Annotated in this window: 14 protein-coding genes; 10 read left to right on the top strand and 4 right to left on the bottom strand. The window is 72.6% G+C overall.

Going from position 1 to position 18884, the window contains the following annotated elements; all coding sequences use genetic code 11:
- From A6A06_RS23970 to A6A06_RS23960, 3 genes are all read left to right on the top strand, one after another.
- Positions 1-1363 (top strand): CocE/NonD family hydrolase C-terminal non-catalytic domain-containing protein (locus tag A6A06_RS23970; RefSeq protein WP_242440912.1); only part of this gene is annotated, 1363 nt, incomplete at its 5' end.
- Between the two features lie 104 nt (positions 1364-1467).
- Positions 1468-2790: a M14 family metallopeptidase gene (locus tag A6A06_RS23965; protein ID WP_073763419.1), complete on the top strand. Its 1323-nt coding sequence runs from the start codon at positions 1468-1470 to the stop codon at positions 2788-2790.
- 113 nt (positions 2791-2903) lie between these two features.
- Complete coding sequence (locus A6A06_RS23960; protein WP_073763418.1) at positions 2904-4601, top strand: BCCT family transporter; 1698 nt, start codon at positions 2904-2906, stop codon at positions 4599-4601.
- Positions 4602-4657: 56 nt separating this feature from the next.
- On the opposite strand, the gene A6A06_RS23955 is transcribed toward A6A06_RS23960, so the two are convergent.
- Positions 4658-5623 carry an FAD-dependent oxidoreductase gene (locus tag A6A06_RS23955; RefSeq protein ID WP_073763417.1) on the bottom strand — a complete coding sequence of 322 codons (966 nt, stop codon included), beginning with the start codon at positions 5621-5623 and terminating at the stop codon, positions 4658-4660.
- Positions 5624-5779: 156 nt separating this feature from the next.
- Here A6A06_RS23955 and A6A06_RS23950 point away from each other — a divergent pair, with 156 nt between their 5' ends.
- The 7 genes from A6A06_RS23950 to A6A06_RS23920 all read left to right on the top strand — a co-directional run bounded on the left by A6A06_RS23950 (position 5780) and on the right by A6A06_RS23920 (position 14125).
- Positions 5780-6817 (top strand): oxidoreductase, encoded by a 1038-nt coding sequence (locus A6A06_RS23950; protein ID WP_073763416.1) that lies wholly within the window; start codon positions 5780-5782, stop codon positions 6815-6817.
- A gap of 257 nt (positions 6818-7074) precedes the next feature.
- Positions 7075-9084: an FUSC family protein gene (locus A6A06_RS23945; protein WP_073763415.1), complete on the top strand. Its 2010-nt coding sequence runs from the start codon at positions 7075-7077 to the stop codon at positions 9082-9084.
- Between the two features lie 538 nt (positions 9085-9622).
- Entirely contained in the window at positions 9623-12085 is a 2463-nt protein-coding gene (locus A6A06_RS23940; RefSeq protein ID WP_073763414.1) for a glycoside hydrolase domain-containing protein, read from the top strand.
- A 27-nt stretch (positions 12086-12112) separates the two neighbouring features.
- Positions 12113-12535 carry a hypothetical protein gene (locus A6A06_RS23935; protein WP_073763413.1) on the top strand — a complete coding sequence of 141 codons (423 nt, stop codon included), beginning with the start codon at positions 12113-12115 and terminating at the stop codon, positions 12533-12535.
- Positions 12532-13218, top strand: coding sequence for a hypothetical protein (locus tag A6A06_RS23930; protein WP_199931116.1), 687 nt, complete (start codon positions 12532-12534; stop codon positions 13216-13218). The genes A6A06_RS23935 and A6A06_RS23930 overlap by 4 nt, the downstream gene beginning before the upstream one ends.
- A gap of 197 nt (positions 13219-13415) precedes the next feature.
- Entirely contained in the window at positions 13416-13628 is a 213-nt protein-coding gene (locus A6A06_RS23925) for a DUF397 domain-containing protein (protein ID WP_073763412.1), read from the top strand.
- 224 nt (positions 13629-13852) lie between these two features.
- The gene (locus tag A6A06_RS23920) at positions 13853-14125 is read left to right on the top strand and encodes a hypothetical protein (RefSeq protein WP_073763411.1); all 273 of its coding nucleotides are present in this window, start codon (positions 13853-13855) and stop codon (positions 14123-14125) included.
- A gap of 122 nt (positions 14126-14247) precedes the next feature.
- Here A6A06_RS23920 and A6A06_RS23915 read toward each other — a convergent pair whose 3' ends face one another.
- The 3 genes from A6A06_RS23915 to A6A06_RS23905 all read right to left on the bottom strand — a co-directional run bounded on the left by A6A06_RS23915 (position 14248) and on the right by A6A06_RS23905 (position 18808).
- The gene (locus A6A06_RS23915; protein WP_073763410.1) at positions 14248-16704 is read right to left on the bottom strand and encodes a Tex family protein; all 2457 of its coding nucleotides are present in this window, start codon (positions 16702-16704) and stop codon (positions 14248-14250) included.
- A gap of 345 nt (positions 16705-17049) precedes the next feature.
- Complete coding sequence (locus A6A06_RS23910) at positions 17050-17787, bottom strand: SAM-dependent methyltransferase (protein ID WP_073763409.1); 738 nt, start codon at positions 17785-17787, stop codon at positions 17050-17052.
- Positions 17788-17935: 148 nt separating this feature from the next.
- The gene (locus A6A06_RS23905; RefSeq protein WP_073763408.1) at positions 17936-18808 is read right to left on the bottom strand and encodes an SCO6745 family protein; all 873 of its coding nucleotides are present in this window, start codon (positions 18806-18808) and stop codon (positions 17936-17938) included.
- Positions 18809-18884 lie beyond the last annotated feature (76 nt).

Raw genomic sequence — 18884 nt, 5'->3', positions numbered from 1 at the left:
CTGGGACGGCACCATCGCCAACGGCGTCGCCGCCACCGGCGTCGAGGGCCTGAAGACCATCGTGCCCATCGCCGCCATCTCCTCCTGGTACGACTACTACTTCGCCAAGGGCGCCCCGCTGTACGACTCCGGGCCCGACGCGCTGGCCGACCGCGTCAACAGCCCCGAGGCGCGCCTGCGCTGCGACGCCGTACAGAAGAAGCTCGCCGAGGGCGCGCCGCGCACCGGCGACTGGACCCGGCTGTGGACCGAGCGCGACTACGTCAAGGACGCGGAGAACGTCACCGCCAGCGTCTTCGCCATCCACGGGATGCAGGACCTCAACGTCCGCACCAAGCACTTCGGCCAGTGGTGGGACGCGCTCGCCGACAACGGCGTCGAGCGCAAGGTCTGGCTCTCCCAGACGGGCCACGTCGACCCGTTCGACTTCCGCCGGTCCGCCTGGGTGCCCACCCTGCACCGCTGGTTCGACCACTACCTGATGGGCTTCGACAACGGCATCGACGACGAGCCGATGGCCGACATCGAGCGCGCCCCCGACCGGTGGACCACGGACCGCGTCTGGCCCGCCGCCGGCACCTCGGCCACCACCGTACGGCCGCGCAACGGCAGCGCCCCGGGCGTCGGCGAACTCGGCACCCGGCGCGCGCCGCACGGCGCCACCGAGACCTTCACCGACGACCCGCGCCTGAACGAGGAGGACTGGGCCGCGCAGATCGACACCTCCACCCCCGCCAAGGCCGGGTTCACCACCAAGCCCCTCGCCAAGCCGCTGCGCCTGTCCGGCTCCGGCACGGTGACCGTCACCGCCACCCCCAGCACCTCCACCGCCCACCTCTCCGCCGTCCTCGTGGACCTCGGACCCGACACCATCCGCAACTACGGTGCCGCGGGCGAGGGCATCACCACCCTCGCCGACCGCACCTGCTGGGGTTCGAGCACCACCGGTGACAGCGCCTGCTACAAGGAGACGAAGGCCGACACGGTGAACGTCGGCCACACCGTCTTCAGCCGCGGCTGGGCCGACCTGGGCAACTGGGCGAACCCCGGCAAGGGCCGCCCGCTGACCCCCGGCACGCCCTACACGATCACCCTCGACCTGGCCGCGAGCGACCACGTCGTACCCGCCGGGCACCGTCTCGCGCTCATCATCGCCGGTACGGACGCGGGCCTGATCGACCCGCCGTCCACCACCCCGCGCCTGACCCTCGACCTCGCCCGCACCGCCGCGCGCCTGCCCGTCGTCGGCGGCGGCAAGGCGCTGGCCGCGGCCACGGCGGGGACCGGCCGGGCGCGGGTCGCACCGGCGCCGACGAACGGCGTGGAGCCCCCCGTACCGAGCCGCGTACCGCAAGCGCGCTGATCTCGCCGAGGGGCCGGGCCGCCATGGCTCGGCCCCTCCGTACCCGTATCCGGCAGTACCCCTCCACCGTTCGCCCCACCGTCCGACACCGGAGGCACCCCCTCGTGACATCCCTCTCCCGCGGCCTCGCCCTCGGGGCGCTGGCCGCCGCGCTCACCACGACCCTGCTGGCCTCGCCGCTCGCGCCGCCCGCCGGAGCGGCCGGGCCGGACCTGCCCCGCACCGGCTTCGAGCGCAGCGAGGGCGCCCGCTGGACCACCCAGCCTGAGGAGCGGGACTTCCTCGCCGCAGTGGACCGGGCGAGCGACCGCGTCCGTACGGACCGGATCGGCACGACCGCGCAGGGCCGCCCGATCCGGCTGCTGCGCATCGGCGCGCCGGCGCCGAAGAGCGCGGCCGACGTACGGCGCGGCAACGCGGTGCTGCTGATCTGCTCGCAGCACGGCGACGAGCCGTCCGGGCGTGAGGCGTGCCTGTCCACCGTCCGCGATCTCGCCTTCGCCGGGGACCGGGCCACCCGGCGCTTCCTGGAACGTACGAGCGTGCTGGTCGTGCCGACCGCCAACCCGGACGGCCGGGCCGCCGACACCCGCGGCAACTCCGACGGTGTGGACATCAACCGCGACCACCTCGCCCTGAAGACCGCCGAGGCGCGGGCCCTGGCCGCCGTGCAGCGCGACTACCGCCCGGACATCGTCTACGACCTGCACGAATACGGCCCGACCGTGCCCTACTACATGAAGGACCTGCTCTCCCTGTGGCCGCGCAACCTGAACACCGCCCGCGCGGTGCACCGGGAGTCCACCGCCCTGTCCGAGAGGTACGTCCGGCCGGAGGCCGCCGGGGCCGGTTTCAGCACCGGCATCTACGGCATCTGGACCGACCCGGAGACCGGCGAACCGGTCAAGCAGGTGGCCGGTGACGGCCAGGAACGCATCCTGCGCAACACCGCCGGGGTGAAGAACTCCGTCGGGCTGCTCGTGGAGACCCGGATCGACGCGCTGACCGACGCCGAGAAGGCCGACCCGGCGCTCAACAACCGCCGCCGGGTCACCTCGCAACTGGCCGCACTCAACGGCTTGTTCGATTACGCCGGTGAGCGCCGGGCCCGGGTCGAGTCCGCCACCGCCCGCGCCCGGCTGGCCGGTTACGCCGACCGTGGACCGGTCTACCTCGGTGGTGCCGACAACGAACCGCCCGCAGCGGAGAAGATCCTGGCCGACCCGCCCTGCGCCTACCGCCTCGACGCACAGCAGTACGCCGAGTTCAAGGACGAACTCGCCCTGCACGGCGTGTCGTCGCGCCGGACCGCGAAGGGCGGGGCCGTGGTGCCGCTGCGCCAGTCGATGCGCGCCCTGGTCCCGCTGCTGCTGGACGGCCGGGCCGATTATCACCTTACGGCCGCGACTCCGCTCAAGGGCTGCTGAACGGGTTCCACCGCGTGGTAAGGGGTAACGGGTAGGGAAAAACTGGCCAATTGAAAGGTCGATACGTGTCTGAATCAGACAAAGACACGGGCGGCGGGGGAGGTGCGCCGGTCATGGCGGACCTCCCCGGCGAGCCGCACCGCACCGGCCCCCCGCAGACCGACCGCGTGGTCTTCGGCGTCACGGCGCTGCTCACCCTCGCCTTCATCGTCTGGGGCGCCACCTCCACCGAGACGCTCAAGAGCGCTTCGTCGACGATGCTGGACTGGGTCATCAAGAACGGCGGCTGGGCCTTCGTGCTCTCCGCCTCCGGCTTCGTGGTCTTCGCGATCTGGCTGGCGGTGAGCAAGTACGGCCGGATCACGCTCGGCAAGGAGGGCGAGGAGCCCGAGTTCCGCACGGTGTCCTGGGTCGCGATGATGTTCAGCGCGGGCATGGGCATCGGCCTGATGTTCTACGGAGTCAGCGAGCCGCTGGGGCACTTCGGCGCCCCGCCGCCGGGCACCGACCCCAAGGACGCCGCCCAGGCCATGGACACCGCGCTGGCGACCACGCTCTTCCACTGGACGCTGCACCCCTGGGCGATCTACGCGGTCGTGGGGCTGGCCATCGCGTACAGCTGCTTCCGGCGGGGGAGGCGGCAGACCATCAGCGCGGTGTTCACCCCGCTGATCGGCAGGCGGCGCGCCAACGGCTGGGGCGGGCAGGTCATCGACATCCTGGCCATCTTCGCCACGCTCTTCGGCTCCGCGGCCTCGCTGGGGCTCGGCGCGCTCCAGATCGGCAGCGGGATCAAGGTGCTGGGCTGGATGGACAAGGTCAGCACCAGCCTGCTCGTCGCCGTCATCGCCGTACTGACCGTCGCCTTCATCCTGTCGGCGGTCTCCGGCATCGCCCGGGGCGTCCAGATGCTGTCCAACATCAACATGGTGCTGGCGCTGATCCTGGCCGTCTTCGTCTTCGTCGTCGGGCCGACCATCCTCATCCTGAACATGCTGCCGACCTCCATCGGCACCTTCATCGGCGAACTGCCGCAGCTCGCCGGGCGCACGGAGGCCAGCAGCGGGGACAAGGTCGGTGACTGGCTGCGCGGCTGGACGGTCTTCTACTGGGCGTGGTGGATCTCCTGGACGCCGTTCGTGGGCATGTTCATCGCGCGGATCAGCCGCGGGCGCACGATCCGGCAGTTCATAGGCGGAGTGATCCTCGTGCCGAGCGTGGTGAGCCTGCTGTGGTTCGCGGTGTTCGGCAGTTCGGCGATGCACCTCCAGGACGGGAAGAAGCTCTCCGGCGAGACCACGCCCGAAGGACAGCTCTTCGACGTACTGCACCAGTACCCGGCGGCCACTCTCACCAGCATCCTGGTCATGATCCTCGTCGGAATCTTCTTCGTCTCCGGCGCGGACGCCGCGTCCATCGTGATGGGCACGCTCTCCCAGAAGGGCTCCTTCGAACCGACCCGGCTCGTGGTGGTCTTCTGGGGTGTGGTCACCGGCGCGGTCGCCGCGATCATGCTGATGATCGGCGGCGGTTCGGGCGACGCTCTCACCGGGCTGCAGAATCTGACGATCCTCGTCGCGGTGCCCTTCACCCTGGTGATGATCGCGATGTGCTGGGCGCTCATGAAGGACCTGCGCCGCGATCCGCTGATCGTGCGCGGGCAGAAGGGCGAGGAGGTCGTCGAGCTGGCCGTCATCGCGGGCCACGAGCGCTACGACGGCGACTTCGAGATCCGCATCGGGCCGGGCAACGGCGCGGGCGGCACCGACGCCGGTACGGCCGCCCCCGCCACCGAGGAGGGCAAGCCGTAGTACCGGTCGCGCGGCAGTGACACCGGGGGAGGGCCGGCGGGAGACCGGCCCTCCCCTCACGCCGTCCCGCCGCCCGCCAGGCGCACCACCTCGTCCGCGCAGCCCCACGCCACCGTCACGCCCGCCCCGCCGTGCCCGTAGTTGTGCACGCACAGCGCGCCGCCCGGCAGCCGCTCCGCCTCCAGCCGTACGGCGGCACGCGCCGGACGCAGGCCGACGCGGTGGGCCAGGACGCGGGCGTGCGCCAGCTTCGGGTGGACGCGGGCGCAGCGCTCCACGATCGCGCGGGCGGTCGCCGGGTCCGGCTCGCGCGACCAGGCGCCCTCGCGTGCCGTGCCGCCGAGGACCACCCCGTACGGCTGCGGCAGGATGTAGGTCGTGGTCTCGGCGTGTGCGTCGGCCGACCCGAACCACTCCTCGACGCCGGGGTTCTCCGCGATCACCAGCTGCCCCTGGACGGGCTGCACCGCCGGGTCCGGGACCAGCTCGCGGGCGCCCAGCCCGGAGCAGTTGACGACCGTGCCGGCCTCCCGCCCCGCCTCCGCGAGCGAGGTGAACGGCCGCCGCTCCAGCGTGCCGCCCGCCGCCGCCAACCGCCGCTCCAGATACCGCAGGTGGGACGGCATGTCCACGAGCGGGGTGGACGCGCGCCAGCCCGCCCCGTAGCCCGGCGGCAGCTCGTCCGGAGCGGCCCGCCGCAGCCCCGGTACCGCCGTGTGCCAGCCGTCCGGCTCCGTGTCCCCGGCGTCGGCCATCGTGCCCGGCACCAGCCGCACACCGGTCTCCGCCGGGCGCGCCGCCAGCCCGGCGAACACGTGGAAGGAGCGCAGGGACCAGCCCACGGCCCGTTCCTCCGGCTGCACCCGGTAGGGCCAGCACAGGCCGCCCGCGACCGCGGAGGTGGTGTCCCGGGCCGGGTCGCGGCTGACGACCCGCACACCGCGTCCGTGCTCCGCCAGCCCGACGGCGGCCGTCAGGCCGATCACCCCGCCGCCGATCACGATCACATCGCTCGTCGTCATGCCTGGACGCTATCCGGTGCGCCCGCCACGGGCGACGGGCCGGACGGGACCACCGGGCGGCGGCCCGGCGCCGCCCCCGGCATGCGGAACGGCACCCTCCCCGCGAATTGCCCGGCGCCGGGCTCTTACCGGCGGTTGCGTGGGGATACTCAGCACATGTCTGCGCACTACGCGACTTTCGGTCTGGCGCCCGCGACGCGCGCCGGAGCGGTTCTGTCCAACGGCGCGTACGAAGTCCACCGCGACTTCTGGGACTTCATCGTCGACGGCAGACCGCTCCTGCTGCGCCTGGCCGACCTCGACGCGGTCTCCCCGCTCGCCGCCGACCTCGGGCCTTCCCTGTTCACCACGCACGTGCGGCGGCTGCTCCTGGAGGGTGACGCCCCGCTCGCCGAAGGCCGCTACGTCCTCTACGGGTGTCCGGAGTGCGAGGGGCTGGAGTGCGGCGCGGTGACCGCGGTCATCGAGCGGGACGGCGTGGACGTCGTGTGGCGGGACTTCGCCTGGCAGACGGGGCAGACCGCGGACCTGCGGCGGGACGGCTATCCGGGCATCGGGCCGTTCCGCTTCCACGGCGCGCAGTACCGGGCCGCGCTGGAGCACCTGCTGTCCGAGAGCGGGCCGGAGCGCGGCGCGGCGGCCTCCCGGCGGGTCCTGCTGGTCGGGCAGCGGGTCGCGCTCCCGGCCCGGCTGGCCGCCGCCCTGCGCGGCATCGGTGTCGGCGCGGAGATCACCAGGGAAGCGGCGGGTGCCTCGCCGGACGAGTTACGGTCGTACGGAGCGGTGGCCTTCGCCAGTGTGGTGGGGGAGGCGGAGCGGGCCGCCGTGCGGGCGGCGTTCGCGGCGGCGGGCTCGTCGGCGGTGTTCGTGGATCTGCCGGTGCCGGTCGTACCGCTGCTCGTCGCGCGCATCGAACAGGCGCTGGACCGCTGTCCGCAGGACCAGCGGCGCCTGCTGCGGCTGGCCGCGGTCCGCGGCGAGGTCACGGTCGAGACCGCGGTGCCGTGCCGGATCGGCATCACCGCGTATCGGATGGACCGCCTCTCGCGCACGAGGACGGCGGAGCTGTTCGCGGGACAAGTCGAGGCGGGTACGCACCGGTTGGCGGTGGACGCGCGGGCGATGAAGGGGACGGCGTACGTCGTCGCCAGGACGAGCGGGAGTGTGCTGGTCGCGGCGGTGGCGGGGGAGTAGGCGCGGCGGGGGACGGGTGCGGCGCGCGGGGTGTCCGCCGCGGCTGAATGTGATCTTGACATTTCCGTAACCCGTATGTCCCGGTGCGTACGAACAGGACCTTAAGCTGGTGTCAGCACCGTCGGCCGATGACGCCCCTCGGACACCTCGCACCCGTCCCGGGCACCCCGTGCCCATCCTTTTGCCAGGCAGTACGTACCGCTCTGTACGGGTACGTACCCATAAGCCCGCCGTCATCCGCCGTACCAAGGAGGCCCATGCCCCGCGCTCCGCGCGCCGTGCCCTCGTGGCTCGCCCACCCCCTGCGCTGGCAGCGGCTGCCCGTCCCCTGGGCCGCTGTACTCCGCGGCGCGCTGTGCGCGGGCCCGCTGCTCGCCGCGGGCGTGGCCACCGGCCACCCGGCAGCCGGTGTGCTGGCCGGCCTCGGCTCCATGCTCGCGGGCGTCAACGACCGCCCCGGCACCCGCCGCCGCGGCATCGTGCACATCGGCCTGCCCGCCCTCGCGTCGGCGCTCGGCATGCTGATGGGCGCCACACTCCAGACCGTCGGCGCGGGCTGGTGGGTGGTCCCCGCGCTGTTCGCCGTGGGCTTCGTCTCGGGCGCGGGCAGCGTCGCCGGGCCGGTACGGTCCAACGCGGGGATGCAGATGCTGGCCAGCACCATCCTCGGCGCGGGGATGCCGCTGTCCGGCGCCCCGTGGCTCAAGGCCCTCTACCTCCTGGCCGGCTGCCTGTGGCTGCTCCTGCTGCGCCTGGTGTTCCACCCGCCCCGCCCGGTCGGCGGGCCGCTCAGCGGTGAGCGGGCGGCCGTCGCCACCGTCTTCGACGCGCTCGCGGACGCGCTGGAAGCCGTCGGCGGGCCGGGCGCCGAAGCAGCCCGCCGACGCCTCACCGCCGCCCTCGACCGCGCCGACGAGGCGCTGCGGCTGCGGCGCCTGCTGCGCCGCCGCCCCCGCGCCGAGGAACGGCTGCTCACCGAGCGGCTGGCCGCCGGTACCGCGCTGTGCGAGGCCAGCGTCGCGCTGCTGTGGGAGGCCCAGCCGCTGCCCGACCGGGTCGCCGAGGGCCCGCGCCGCTTCGCCGACGCGCTGCGCACCGGCCGGGCGCCGGGCCGGCTCCCCGCACCGGAGACCAGCTCCCCGGCGCGCGGCGCCTTCGACCGCGCGCTCCTGGACGCCGCGGTGGTCTTCGCCCGTACGGAGCCGGTGGACGCCGCCGGGGCCGACGGCGGACCCGCGGCGATCTCCGGAGCCACCACGCAGGAGCCGTCGCCCGTGCGCCGCCTGCCCTCCGCACTCCACCGGATGATCGCGCCGCTCGGCTCCCGCACCCGGCGCGGCCGGAGCGTCCTCGCGCCGGCCGGCCGCGACTACGGCCTGCGGGTCGGCCTGTGCATCGCCGTGAGCGCGGCGGCGGCCCTCGCGCTGCGCGCCGAGCACTGGTACTGGCTGCCCGCCACCGTCACCTTCCTCGTCAAGCCCGACCTGGGGCCGCTCTTCTCCCGTACGGTCAACCGCTTCGCCGGCACCGTCGCCGGAGTGCTGGTCTTCGCAGCGGCCGGGGCGCTGCTGGACGGCTGGTGGTGGCCCGCGCTGATCGCCGGAGCGGGCGGCGCGCTGCTGCCGTTCGCCACCCGCCACTTCGCGCTGCAAACCGTCGCGATCACCCTGATGGTGCTGTCGTTCGTGCACGTCAGCGGCGATCCGCAGGCCGCGCTGGAGCGGATCGTGGACACCTCGGCCGCCTGCGCCATCGTGCTCGTCGTCGGCCACCTGCCGCAGCTCGCCGACCCGCGCCGCCGCATCGGCCAGCGGGTCACCGCCGCGCTGCGCGCCACCGGCGCCTACCTGGGCGAGGTGCTCAAGACCGAGCCGGGGCACGACCGGGGCGAGCGGCTGGTGCTGCGCCGGGAGGCCTACCGGGTGCTGGGCGAGGCCCGCGCGGCGGCCGAGACCGCGGCCGCCGAACTCGTCGCGGCACGCGGCCGCAACCCCGACTGGCTCACGGTCGTCACCGCCGCCGAGCGCATCGTCGACGCGGCGACCGCCTGTGCCGTACGGCTCGACCACGGCGCCCGCCGCCCGACCCGGCAGGAGGCGCGCCGCCTGTCCGAGGCGCTCACCGCGATGGCGGACGCCCTGGAGGACCCGGGCCGGCCCGGCCCGCCCGCGCTCGCCGCGCAGATCCCGCCCGTACCGGGCTGCGCGACACTCACCGACGTGGCCGCCGAGCTGGAGCACCTGCGGGGTTTCGCGGGGGCGGCTTGACAGGGCCGCGGCCAGAAGGCGTTCACCACGATCCGCGCGATCACCGATCGTCTCCTACCTACCTACCGGTAGGCCGGACCCCTGACGGTGACGAGGATCACACCACCGCCCCCGCCACTCTCCGTGCTCCGCGCCGCCCTGCACCTTCCGCGGTCGCCTGGCCGGAAGCCGCTCCTGCTCGCAGCGAGGCGTCGGCGCGCGGCGCCCGCCCCTCGACCGTTCCGGGCTCCCCGGCGACCCGCCGGCCGCACCGGAGGTTACGAGGGCCGGGCGCGTGGCGAGTGGCCGAGTGTGATCGGTCCCGGCCGGCCGAAATCCCCCGAATGCGGAGGGAAGCCGGGAATCCGTATATAGCGTGAGATCTCGGACCGCAAGATCACGTTGAGTGATGCGCGCTTTCGAGGCCGAGCCCCGGACCTGCCCGTTCCCCTCCTCAGCGTTGCCTTGATCGGCTTAAGTGAGCCGGGTCTCTTTTCGGAGGGCCGGCTCAACGATGTATGGCGATCATGCGTGACCGGATAGCGTGAGGTGATGTGCCGTGGCGGACGACAAGGTGCTTGACGCCCAGAAATGGGTCAACGCGACATACGGAAACGTGGCCGGCTACGTACGGTGCCCGGAAAACGGCAAAACCGGCTGGCCCACCATGAATTCGCTGATCATGGGCTTGCAGCACGAGTTGGGCATTTCCCCGGTGGTGGCCAGTTTCGGCCCCGGCACGGTGAGCAAGGTCAAGGCTCTCGGCGACATCGGGTTCGGCTGGAACAAGAACTCCAACATCGTGCGGATCATTCAGCACGGCCTCTTCTGCAAGGGTTACTGGGGCGCGAACGGATTCGGTGAATTCGGCGCGGTCACCACGGAGGCGGTCAAGGCGCTCCGCGTCAACATGGGGCTCCCGGACGGCGGTGTCGGCACCGCCGGCGGAACCGTCACCCCGGCGATTCTCAAATGCATCCTCAACATGGACGCGTACGTCGTCGTGGCCGGCGGAACGGAGAAGATCCGCAACATTCAGCAGTGGCTCAACAGCCGCTACTGGCAGCGGGACGCCTACTCGATCGGCCCGTGCGACGGCATCTACTCCCGGGACGTGCAGAAGTCCCTGGTGATCGCCATCCAGTACGAACTGGGCCTCACCCCCAACGGCAATTTCGGCCCCGGCACCCAGGCCGGGCTGCGCTCCCACACCGTGCGGGAGGGCGATTCCGGCATTTTCGTCGAGCTCTTCACGGCCGCCTGCGTCTTCAACGAGCCGGTGATCCTGCGTGGCCTCAACGACCAGGAGATCCGGACGTCCTTCAAGAGCACCTTCGACTCGAAGACCCGGGAGTTCGTCGAGATCTTCCAGAGGTTCTCCCAGCTCTACGGGAAGGGCGACGCCTCCTACGGCGTGGGCGAGTACGACACCTGGTCGCAGTTGCTGGTGTCCATGGGCAACGCGGACCGGGCGGCGAGCGGTTCGGACACGAGGTTCGAGATCACCCCCGCACGCGGTCGCTGGCTGTACGACAACGGTTACCGCCTGGTCGGCCGCTACCTCTACGACCCGCCGGGCTCGACCCTCGACAAGGAGATCAAGCCCGGCGAGCTGAAGGAGATCTTCGCCGCCAAGCTGCGGGTTTTCCCGATCTACCAGGACAACGCCCGCCGGCTCGCCGACTTCACCTACCCCCAGGGCTACCAGCACGCCCTCAACGCGCACGACCTGGCCACCAAATACGGCTTCAACCGGGGCACCACGATCTACTTCGCTGTCGACTACGACGCTCAGCAGGGGGAGATGGAGAGCTACCCCGAGGGCATCGTCCCCTACTTCAACGGCGTTGTGGCCGGCCTCGCCAGCAGGGGAAAGAAGTACTTCCACGGCGTCTACGGCTCACGCAACGTGTGTATCAACGTCACCGCCAAGACCGGCGCGCGCTTCTCCTTCGTCTCCGGAATGTCCTGGGGTTTCTCCGGAAACCTCGGCTATCCGTTGCCCGCCAACTGGGCGATCAACCAGATCAAGGAATTCAAGGTCACCAACGGTTCGGACACTTTCGACCTGGACCGGGACGTCTGGCGCCGGGAGACCGAGCCGGGCGTCGATTCGGTGAACAAAACGGGCGGGCCCGCCGACAGTTACATCGCCTACGTCCAGCGGCTGTACGACCACGCCACCGCGTACAAGTCGTCGAACGGCGTCGGCACCAACGCCAGCCGATTGGTGATGGAGTACATCCGTCACGAGAAGTACCGCGGTCTGAAGTGGTGGTGGCTGGCGGACAGCTACGACGAGGATTTCGTCAAGTACTGCAATTCCCGCGACATGTCGGTCCGGGATTCCTTCACCGACCCCATCACGGGGTACCAGCTCGACGCGACGCACCTGATGGCCACGGCCAACGGCTTTATGGAGAACTCCGACCCGTCCGACAAAAAGGAGTCCACCGGCGGCGACATCGCCGGCTGGGGCGGGGACATCATGACCTTCTGGGCGGACTGGCGGAACGCGGTGGACGAGTACGCCTCGCCGCTCGCTTTCTGCCAGGCCAAGCTGGCCATCCCCGGCACCGTCTCCAGCTTCGGCTACACGGACATGCTTGAGGACGTCGACGGTTACCTGCTGGCCAAGCACGTCGCAGGCGGCGGGAACATCGTCGACTGGATGAAGGCGCACTACAACAACGGCGGCGGCCTCACCCGCTTCCGCAGCCACTTCGACAAGCGCTGGCAGAACGCCACCAACGCGCGCGCCTGCTGCTGGGACCTCCTCGCCGGCCCCTCCGACGTCACCGTCAACGCGGCCCGGTTCGCGCTCATCACAGGCGCGGGCGCAGCCCTGCCGGCGGACTTCGTCCTCCTGCCGGGCAACACGGAGAAACTCGCCCTGTTCTGCCAGGGTTTCACCGACCGCCAGCTCGCCCTCATCGGCCTGGAGAACAGCCTGGCCGCCCAGTACAAGAAGAACCTGGCCACCTACCGCAAGCAGGCCGCGCAGCGGGCGGCGGCCCGGTAGAACGGCGAGTTCCTGCAAGGTTGTCCCATGGCCGTCATTCTCATCCCGATTCTCCTGCCTCTCCTGACCGGACTGTGGTTCTGGAGCCGTCCGCTGCTCTCCGGCACGTGGCGGCGCAGTCCCGCCTGGTTCACCTGGAGCGCGCTGCTCCTGCTGCTGGGCGCCGGCATCACCTACCTCGTCGGCTCCCTCGCCGGGGCGTCGCTGGACCCGGAGGAGGCATGCCACCGAGCGGGCGAGACCTACGACCGGGCATACCGCACAGCGAACTTCGATGAGTACACGCGCTGGTTCCCGCTGCACGACAAGTGTCACGCGGGCTACGACCTGGTGCCGGCCTGGGTGAACCCGGTCCTCGTCGCGCTCCCCGTACTGGCGCTCGTCTGTCTGGCCTACGCCGTGGGCCTGGCCGTCGTCCCACGCCGAACTAAGAAGAAGGGCACCTCATGAACGATCTGAGCAGACGCCGCGTGCTCGGCACCTTGGCCGGGGCCGCCGCCCTGGGTCTCCCGGCCCTCACCCCCGCCACGGCCGTCGCCGCCCCACTCCGCGCGGACCAGGCGCTCCGCACGGACCAGCCGGCGACCACCTGGCGCGGCCCTCGCTCGGCCAACGGCTGGAAGATCCTCGACGAGGCCGAAACCCACCCCATTGAGGGCAGCGGCCAGTCCGTACGCCTGGCGGGCGGCGACGCCGCGATACTCCTGCTGCACGTCGCCCGCCGCTTCCACTACGAGATCGACCAGCTCCGCGCGGACGACGTGACGGGCCACCGCACGTCCCGCACGATCCGTCAGCCCCACGAGTCCAACTACCTCTCCGGAACGGCGATCGCGATCCGGCCACACGCCTACCCGCTGGGCGTGAAGGGCGGGCTGTACCCGCACGAGCTGATCGTGGTGCGGGACATCCTGACCGAGCTGGACGGCGCCGTCGCCTGGGGCGGCGACTTCGGCACCCCGCAGGAGTCCCACTTCGAAGTCGCCCTGGCCCCGTCCCACCCCAAGGTGCGCGGCGTCGCCCGCAAGCTCCGGACCTGGCGGGACACCCCGGGCATGGGCGCGGGGACGATCGACGCCTTCGAGCCGGAACGGCGCGAGGCCGTCGAGGCGTTCGGGCGGGGTAGGGGGTAGGGGGTAGGGGGTAGGGGGTAGGGGTAGCAGGGCTTGTCGCTGCTGTCCGTGTCGTGGTCGAGGCGGAACGGACGCCGGTCAGGGGCTGGCTGAGGAACGTGTGCCTCCTTCGGTGCGCAGGCACGGCCCGCGCACGATTGTTCCAAGTGCCCTTGCATTGCGGCCACTTGCACCGAGGGGCGACCTTTCCTACGAAGGTGGCCTCGAAGTCGGGCGCCACCTGCCTCTCCGCCGCCACCTGGCGCAAGGCGAAGGCCGGCGGCGCCGAGCACAACCGCGCCGAGATCACCGGTCTCCCCGGCGGCGGCATCGCCGTACGCGACTCCAAGCACCCCGAGCGCGCGCCCCGGTGCTTCACCGCCGGCGAATGGGCCGCGTTTCCGCACCGAGTGCTGAGCAGAGAGCTGTAACCCAGCCGAACCAGAGCCAGTGCCCCACCTTCCCTGCCCGTAACGTCCCGGCCTGAACCCGCCGCCGGCGGGTAGGCGTGCCGCCGACGGGCGCCGGGCGGCTGCCGCCGGCCGCCACCCGCTTGGCACGCCGGGCATGCCGACGGTGCCGGGCCGGTGCGGTACTGGAGGGGCGCCGGGCGACACCGCCGGGGCATCGATTCCAGCGTGAGCAGGGAGCCGGCATGGGTGACATGAGCATGGGTGACATGGGCGTGGGCGACATGGGCGTGGGTGACGACATGTCGAAGAACCGCCCCGAACGGGAGCGCAGGGCACAGCGCGCGGCGCAGGAGGCCGCCCCCGCCTCCCGCGGGCGCAGCGCCAAGGAAGCGCCCACGGGGGAGAGCTACGTCTCCGAGGAGAACGGCCGGTGGGTCAGCCACGTGGCGAAGCCGGGCGCCGGACGGCACCGGAAGGGCCCCGGGCCGGTACCGCGCGAGGACGCGCCGGAGTGACGTGTGCGGGGCGTCGGGGCGCGGTGTCCTGAGCGGGGCGCGACTCGGTATCCGTACGGCAGGGCGCGGCCCGGACCCCGTACGGCCGGGACCGGCAACCACCGGCCCCGGCCGCCCCCGGCTCAGCGCCCCCCGCGCTCCTTGCCGAGCAGGCCCGCGCGGCGCAGCGCGTCGGCCATGGCGCCGTTCGCCGGAGCCGCGTCCCGCTGGCCGCCGCGGCGCTCGTTGCCGCCCTGCCGCTGCCGCGGGGTGCTGCCGCGCCGCTGCTCGCCGCGGCCTTCCCGGTCCCCGCGGCCTTCCCGGTCCCCGCGCCGGCCCTCGCGCGGGGCGCCCGCGCGCTGCCCGCCGTCGGCCGCGCCGCCGCCCTTGCCCGGCTCGTCGTCCAGGCGCAGCGTCAGCGAGATCCGCTTGCGCGGGATGTCGACGTCCAGCACCTTCACGCGCACGATGTCGCCCGGCTTGACCACGTCGCGCGGGTCCTTGACGAAGGTCTTCGACATGGCCGAGACGTGCACCAGACCGTCCTGGTGGACGCCGACGTCGACGAACGCCCCGAAGGCGGCGACGTTGGTCACCACACCCTCCAGGAGCATCCCCGCCGCCAGGTCGCCGATCTTCTCCACGCCCTCCTTGAAGGTGGCCGTCCTGAAGCCGGGGCGCGGGTCGCGGCCCGGCTTCTCCAGCTCCTGGAGGATGTCGGTGACGGTCGGCAGACCGAAGGAGTCGTCGACGAAGTCGGCCGGCTTCAGCGAGCGCAGCACCGCCGTGTTGCCGATCAGCGAGGACACCTCGCCGCCCGCCGTCTTCACCATCCGGCGCACCACCGGGTACGCCTCCGGGTGCACGCTGGACGCGTCGAGCGGGTCCTCGCCGTCGCGGATGCGCAGGAAGCCCGCGCACTGCTCGTACGCCTTGGGGCCGAGCCGCGCCACGTCCTTGAGGGTCTTGCGGGCGCGGAACGGGCCGTTGGTGTCGCGGTGCGCGACGATGTTCTCGGCCAGACCGGAGCTGATGCCCGACACCCGCGACAGCAGCGGCGCCGACGCGGTGTTGACGTCCACACCGACGCCGTTCACACAGTCCTCGACCACCGCGTCCAGCGAGCGCGACAGCTTCACCTCGGACAGATCGTGCTGGTACTGCCCGACCCCGATCGACTTCGGATCGATCTTGACCAGTTCGGCCAGCGGGTCCTGGAGGCGGCGCGCGATGGAGACGGCGCCGCGCAGCGACACGTCCAGCTCCGGCAGCTCCTGCGAGGCGAAGGCGGAGGCGGAGTACACCGAAGCGCCCGCCTCGGAGACCATCACCTTCGTCAGCTTCAGCTCCGGCTGCGCCGCGATCAGGTCGGCGGCCAGCTTGTCCGTCTCACGGGACGCGGTGCCGTTGCCGATGGCGACCAGCTCGACGTCGTGCTCACGGGCCAGCCGCGCCAGCGTGGCCAGCGACTGGTCCCACTTCTGCTGCGGCACGTGCGGGTAGATCGTCTCCGTCGCCGCCACCTTGCCGGTCGCGTCCACGACGGCGACCTTCACGCCCGTACGGAAGCCGGGGTCCAGGCCCATCGTGGCGCGGGTGCCGGCGGGCGCCGCCAGCAGCAGGTCGCGCAGGTTGGACGCGAAGACCCGGACGGCCTCGTCCTCGGCGGCCTGCCGCAGCCGCAGCCGCAGGTCGATGCCGAGGTGGACCAGGACGCGGGTGCGCCACGCCCAGCGGACCGTGTCCTTGAGCCACTTGTCGGCCGGCCGGCCGCGCTCGGCGATCCCGAACCTGGCGGCGATGGACTGCTCGTAGGAGGTGGTGCCCTCGGCCGGCTCGGTCTCCGGCTCCAGCGCGAGGTCGAGGATCTCCTCCTTCTCGCCGCGCAGCATCGCCAGGACGCGGTGCGACGGCAGCGCGGTGAAGGGCTCCGCGAAGTCGAAGTAGTCGGCGAACTTCGCGCCCGCCTCCTCCTTGCCCGCGCGGACCTTCGCGGCGACCTGGCCCCGCGTCCACATGCGCTCGCGCAGCTCGCCGATCAGGTCGGCGTCCTCGCTGAACCGCTCGGTCAGGATGGCCCGCGCGCCTTCCAGCGCGGCGGCCGGGTCGGCGACGCCCTGGTCCGCGTCCACGAAGGCCACGGCGGCTACCTCCGGCTCCACGGAAGGGTCGTCGAGCAGGCCGTCCGCCAGCGGTTCGAGGCCCGCCTCGCGCGCGATCTGTGCCTTGGTGCGCCGCTTGGGCTTGTAGGGCAGGTAGATGTCCTCCAGGCGGGCCTTGGACTCCGCGCCGCGGATCTGCGCCTCCAGCGCGGCGTCCAGTTTGCCCTGCGAGCGGACGGACTCCAGGATCGCGGTGCGCCGCTCCTCCAGCTCCCGCAGATAGCGCAGCCGCTCCTCCAACGCGCGCAGCTGCGCGTCGTCGAGCATCTCGGTCGCTTCCTTGCGGTACCGGGCGATGAAGGGCACGGTCGAGCCGCCGTCGAGCAGTTCGACCGCGGACTTCACCTGCCGCTCCCTGACGCCGAGCTCGTCGGCGATCCTCGCTTCGATGGATCCGATGGTCCCGGACGCCCCGTTGGCCTCGGTGGATGCCGTCACGTTGATTCCTGCCCCGCCTTCCAGCGCTTGCTTGAGCCTGCATTGTGCAGGTTGGCGGGCCGCACTGTCGCGCGACCCGGGCCACCGCGGCCAGGTGTGAGAAGCCGCACGCGCCCGGGAGCGGTCCCTGCGGGACGTGGGGATACGCAGGGGGCGGGCGGGGCGCGGCGTACCGCGCACCGGGGGCGGCGGGCCCGCCGGGAGGGCACCGGCGGCCGGGCGTGTCAGCGGAGCGGCTCCGGCCGCCATCCGCCGGTACGACGAAGCCCCTCGGCCGTCCGTACGACGAGGCGCCTCAGCCGTCCGTACGACGAAGCCCCTCGGCCGTCCGTACGACGAGGCGCCTCAGCCGTCCGTACGGCGCAGCACCAGGCTGACGAATCCCCAGCTGTCCCGGTAGACGCGCAGCCACTCCGTGCGGTGCGTTTCGGCGGCCGCGAGCGCCTCGGTGCGGTCCGGACCGTCGGGGCGGTCCAGTGCCCATGAGGCCAGCGACCCGGTCCAGGACCATTCGTAGTCGTCCAGCTCCCGGCGCGTGCTGACGTGCCCGTGTACGGGCGTCCAGCCGTCCGCGGCGACGCGTTCCAGCGTGGTCGGCAGGTCGGTGAAGTCACCGAGCATGTCGACGGCTTGCCGGGACGGCGTACGCTCCCAGAACCCGTCACCGACCAGGACCCGCCCGCCGGGAGCCAAGTGTTCGCGCACGGCGGCCAGTGTGGGCAGCAGGCCGCCGAAGGCGTGCGCGGCACCGACGCTGAGCACCAGGCCGAACGGGTGCGGCGAGCGGAAGACCGAGGCGTCCCCGTGGTGCAGGGCGAGTCGGCTCGCGACGCCCTGTGCGGCGGCGGCCGTACGGGCGTGCGCCAGGGACTTCACGCAGACGTCGACGCCCTCGGCCCGCAGCCGCGGATACCGGGCCAGCGCGCGCAGCAGCCACTCGCCGCCCCCGCAGCCGAGGTCGAGTACGCGCTCGTCGCCGTGCGGCAGGGCGTGCTCCAGCAGCTGCCGTACCGAGTCGTCGTCGAGCGGTGCCGCGATCGGGTGACCGGTATGGGCGATCCGGGAGATCCGTTGACGATTCACCGGCGCAGCCTGGCAGCGGCGGCCCGCCCCGCGCACCTGGATTTCCCCGCGCGCGGGACGCCGCACGCCCGTAGAGCGCGGGACGCCGCACAGCCGTACGGCGCACCGGTCAACCTCCGTGTGCTACCCGCGAGTTGGGTCCGACGGCTCAGCGCTTGCCGAGCAGCTCCTTGGGGAACGCGCCCGCCGCCATCGCGGCCTGGACGAAGCCGGTGGCCAGCTCCGTGAGCCGGGCCACGCCCGCCGCACCCAGGTGCTCGTACGGCGCCCGGTCCAGCCGGTCCGTCGTGTCCTCCAGGTCCGCGCGCAGCCTGGTGCCCGCGTCGGTCAGCGCGCCCGCCTCGTCCAGGATGCCGCGCCCGCGCAGCCCCTCCTCGGCGGCCTGCCACTCCTCCAGCGTCCAGCCGCGGGTCGCCAGGATCCACGAGCGCTCCGCGCCGCGGTCGGTGGCGGTGTGGGTGACCAGCGCCTCCAGCCCGTTCAGGTCGGCGTTCAGCAGCGCCACGAGGTGGCCGTCGCCGCGGTGCTCGCGCAGCAGCGTCGCCGCGTGCCAGTAGGCGAGGTGCGGGGCCTCGGGCACCGGCAGGTCGGCGTGCGCGGCGTACAGCGGGCGGGCGTGCCGGGTGCACGCCTCGGCGGCGCGCAGCGCCAGCCGGGCCGCCTCGGCCATCTCCGGCGACTCCACCGTGGCGTCGCCGAGCAGCCGCCGCAGCGTGCTGTCGACGGCCCGCAGCCGCGCGGCCAGCACGTCTTCGGGCGAGGCCACCGACCAGACCCGCGGTATGTGGCGGGCGACCAGGTCGTGCTTGAAGTTGTAGAAGGTCGCGGTGACGGTGCCGGGGCCCACCGCGCCCAGGGCCGCGGCGCGGCCGGCGAAGTAGGCGGCGCCGCGGTCCTCGATGCCGAGGGCGGCGAGTTCGGCCGCGAGGTCCGGGGAGAAGTAGACGGTCGAGTGCAGCGGGTTGACGACGTTGTGACAACGCCGGCCGGCGCGCTCGGGGAGCGAGGTCGTGGTGGTCATGACCGCAGGTTACCGACCCGTTGGTATGGAACGGAGAGCAGGCCCTCGACACGCCCGCCGGGCCCCGGCACCCGGC

The sequence above is a fragment of the Streptomyces sp. CB02923 genome, from assembly GCF_001905005.1.
Lineage (GTDB): Bacteria > Actinomycetota > Actinomycetes > Streptomycetales > Streptomycetaceae > Streptomyces.
Note: the sequence above shows the minus strand (reverse complement) of the source record. Positions and strands in the feature narration are given on the sequence as shown.

What these genes read in the sequence shown, in the direction of transcription:
- A6A06_RS23905 (WP_073763408.1), bottom strand. Translation starts at nt 18,808, where the DNA reads ATGACCACCACGACCTCGCTCCCCGAGCGCGCCGGCCGGCGTTGTCAC.
- A6A06_RS23950 (WP_073763416.1), top strand. Translation starts at nt 5,780, where the DNA reads ATGTCTGCGCACTACGCGACTTTCGGTCTGGCGCCCGCGACGCGCGCC.
- A6A06_RS23930 (WP_199931116.1), top strand. Translation starts at nt 12,532, where the DNA reads ATGAACGATCTGAGCAGACGCCGCGTGCTCGGCACCTTGGCCGGGGCC.
- A6A06_RS23955 (WP_073763417.1), bottom strand. Translation starts at nt 5,623, where the DNA reads ATGACGACGAGCGATGTGATCGTGATCGGCGGCGGGGTGATCGGCCTG.
- A6A06_RS23945 (WP_073763415.1), top strand. Translation starts at nt 7,075, where the DNA reads ATGCCCCGCGCTCCGCGCGCCGTGCCCTCGTGGCTCGCCCACCCCCTG.
- A6A06_RS23960 (WP_073763418.1), top strand. Translation starts at nt 2,904, where the DNA reads ATGGCGGACCTCCCCGGCGAGCCGCACCGCACCGGCCCCCCGCAGACC.
- A6A06_RS23935 (WP_073763413.1), top strand. Translation starts at nt 12,113, where the DNA reads ATGGCCGTCATTCTCATCCCGATTCTCCTGCCTCTCCTGACCGGACTG.
- A6A06_RS23920 (WP_073763411.1), top strand. Translation starts at nt 13,853, where the DNA reads ATGGGTGACATGAGCATGGGTGACATGGGCGTGGGCGACATGGGCGTG.